The sequence below is a fragment of the Nocardioides albidus genome (assembly GCF_006335005.1).
Lineage (GTDB): Bacteria > Actinomycetota > Actinomycetes > Propionibacteriales > Nocardioidaceae > Nocardioides > Nocardioides albidus.
The window spans coordinates 497,547-499,687 of the sequence record NZ_VDMP01000027.1 but is presented as its reverse complement, the minus strand read 5'-3'; the positions used below and the strand labels follow the sequence as shown (position 1 = coordinate 499,687).

Genomic DNA, 2,141 nt, shown 5'->3' with positions numbered 1-2,141 from the left:
GTCCTCCGAGAGCGGAGACGGCCGCCGCGCCACCGGCGACGAGGAAGAAGTGCCGGCGCGTGTGCATCGGCTCGGCGGCGGGGTCCTCGTCCTCCTCGACGAGCTCCCACCGGCGCAGCCAGTCGGCCAGCACCGCGAGCGCGATCAGCCAGCACAGCAGGCCCACCGCGATCGGCGCGAGGTCGATCAGGCTCGGGGTCGGCTTGGTGAGCACCGCGACGACGGCGACGCCCGCGAGCACGGCGTACCCGGTCACCGCGGCCCACCACCGGCGGTGGGCCAGCCGGCCGAGCCAGCCGAACAGGACCACGAGGACGATCAGGATGCCGACGACCAGCACCGTCTTGTCGGCGGTGTCGAAGGTGTCGATCGCCCACTTCGCCACCGGCCCGGGCGTCAGGGCGATCACGCCCTCCGCGACCGCGACGACCGGCGAGTCCCGCACGTGCAGCAACGCGGCGACGGCGTAGCTGACGGCCAGGCCGGCGGCCCCGGCGAGCAACCCGGCGAGCGGCCACCAGGCGCGGGAGGTCCTCACACCAGCGATTCTCCCCCACCGTCCCCGGCTCAGGCATGATCGGGCCGTGAACCTGCGCATCGGCATCGGCTCCGACGTCCACCGCCTGGTCCCCCGCGGCCCGCAGGACCCGCCCCTGGCCCTCGGGGGGCTCACCTGGCCCGGCGAGGACGTCCGGCTCGAGGGCCATTCCGACGCCGACGTCGCCGCGCACGCGGCGTGCGACGCGCTGCTCTCGGCCGCCGGACTGGGCGACCTGGGCAGCAACTTCGGTACGTCGGAGCCCGCGTGGGCCGGAGCCAGCGGCGCGAGCCTGCTCGGCGAGACCCGGCGGCGGGTCGAGGCGGCCGGCTTCTCGGTGGTCAACGTCGCTGTCCAGGTCATCGGGAACCGACCGAAGGTGGGCCCGCGGCGCGCGGAGGCGGAGGCGGTCCTCGGCGAGGTCCTCGGCGCCCCGGTGTCCCTCTCGGCGACGACCACCGACGGGCTAGGCCTGACCGGGCGCGGCGAGGGCGTGGCGGCGATCGCGACCGCGCTGCTGTCCGGCTGACCCCGTCTCGCGAGCGGACGTCTCTGAGTGCGACACGCTGTCGCAAACGTCACCGGGCGTGGCAGGGTGGAGCGCCGACGGCGAGGCCACAGGGGGTAAGCGATGTCCGAGCGCACCGTGATCACCGAGGACGGCCTGCGCCTCCACGTGAGCGTGCGGGGCCGCGACGACGCCCCGCTGACGGTGCTGCTCTCGCACTGCTGGACGGCCGACGAGTCCGACTGGCACTACCAGGTCACCGATCTGTTGGCGGCCTACGGCCGTGACATCCGGGTGATCACCTGGGACCACCGGGGCCACGGCCGGTCCGACCGCGCATCGGAGGCGGCGTGCACGATCCCGCACCTGACGCGCGACCTCGGCCAGATCGTCGACACCTGCGCGCCCGAGGGTCCGCTGGTCGTCGCCGGCCACTCGGTCGGCGGGATGGCGCTCACCGCGATCCCCGAGGAGCGGCCCGACCTGATGGCGCGGGTCGTCGGGGCGATGTTCGTCAGCACCACCAGCGGCGAGCTCGGCAAGGTCACCCTCGGGCTGCCGGCGGTCGCCGGCGCCCTGCTGCGCGACCGGCTGCCGTTCGTCCTGGCCAACCGCGCGCGGATGCTCAGCCTGAGCCGCCGGGAGAAGTTCCCGACCATCGAGCGCCAGGTCGCGCGCCGCTTCCTGTTCGGCCGGCCGGCCCGCTCCCGCGACGTCGCCCTCGTCGTCGACCAGCTCGTGCACACCCCGCCGGAGACCATGGCCGGCTTCTTCCGGGACATGATGGCCCACGACCGCATCGGCAACCTGTCGGCCTTCGACGACATCCCGACGACCGTCCTCGTCGGCACCCGTGACCTGCTGACACCGCCCGAGCACGCCGCCAAGATCGCCCGCGGCATCCGGGGTGCGCGTCTGCTGGTGGCGCCCGACGCCGGGCACTACCTGCCCTTCGAGCGGCGTCAGCTGGTGAGCGACGAGCTGGCGGCGCTCCTCGACCGAGCCCTGGCCCGCCTGGCGAAGGAGGCGGGCGAGGCCGCCGTACGCCGCGGACGCCACCGGGCGCCGGCGGGTGGCTAAGAGGTTCCGCTGATC

The 2,141-nt window shown here is 74.6% G+C and carries 2 protein-coding genes and 1 pseudogene; 2 read left to right on the top strand and 1 reads right to left on the bottom strand.

The annotated features are described in order from the left end of the window. A pseudogene (locus tag FHP29_RS21930) lies at window positions 1-538 on the bottom strand (molybdopterin-dependent oxidoreductase); the annotation flags it as partial. A 46-nt stretch (window positions 539-584) separates the two neighbouring features. Between FHP29_RS21930 and ispF the strand changes: the two are divergent. After that, the gene (ispF, locus tag FHP29_RS20755) at window positions 585-1,067 is read left to right on the top strand and encodes a 2-C-methyl-D-erythritol 2,4-cyclodiphosphate synthase (RefSeq protein ID WP_139624747.1); all 483 of its coding nucleotides are present in this window, start codon (window positions 585-587) and stop codon (window positions 1,065-1,067) included. 102 nt (window positions 1,068-1,169) lie between these two features. Then, the gene (locus tag FHP29_RS20750) at window positions 1,170-2,126 is read left to right on the top strand and encodes an alpha/beta fold hydrolase (protein ID WP_139624746.1); all 957 of its coding nucleotides are present in this window, start codon (window positions 1,170-1,172) and stop codon (window positions 2,124-2,126) included. Window positions 2,127-2,141 lie beyond the last annotated feature (15 nt).

What these genes read in the sequence shown, in the direction of transcription:
- FHP29_RS20750 (WP_139624746.1), top strand. Translation starts at nt 1,170, where the DNA reads ATGTCCGAGCGCACCGTGATCACCGAGGACGGCCTGCGCCTCCACGTG.